General features: G+C 62.2%; 1 protein-coding gene. It reads right to left on the reverse strand.

Annotated features, from left to right (window positions below):
- Positions 1-267: hypothetical protein (locus tag O4G76_RS20420; protein WP_269398961.1), on the reverse strand; the 267-nt coding region annotated here is incomplete at its 3' end.
- Positions 268-278: the final 11 nt, after the last annotated feature.

Below are 278 nucleotides of genomic sequence, written 5' to 3' on the forward strand. Positions count from 1 at the left end.
GCCTTGCACCGTCTTGTTCAGGCCGCGCAGCACATCCACTTCGTGCGCGGTTTTCCAGCCTATGCCCTTGCCGCCGTTGCCCACTTTTTCCAGCAAGGGGCCGATGGCGGTGAACTTGTCGTAGATCTTGCGGTAGTCGCGCTCCACCACCGTCATCTTGGGCATGGTTTTGCCCGGCACCGGCTCGCACTCGCCTTTTTTCCAGTCACGCGGGTCGAACGGCTGGCCCAGTTCTTCCGGGGTGTCGTGCATCAGCGGGGTCAGCACCAGGTCTTTGC

This window comes from Limimaricola sp. G21655-S1 (assembly GCF_027213785.1).
Lineage (GTDB): Bacteria > Pseudomonadota > Alphaproteobacteria > Rhodobacterales > Rhodobacteraceae > Limimaricola.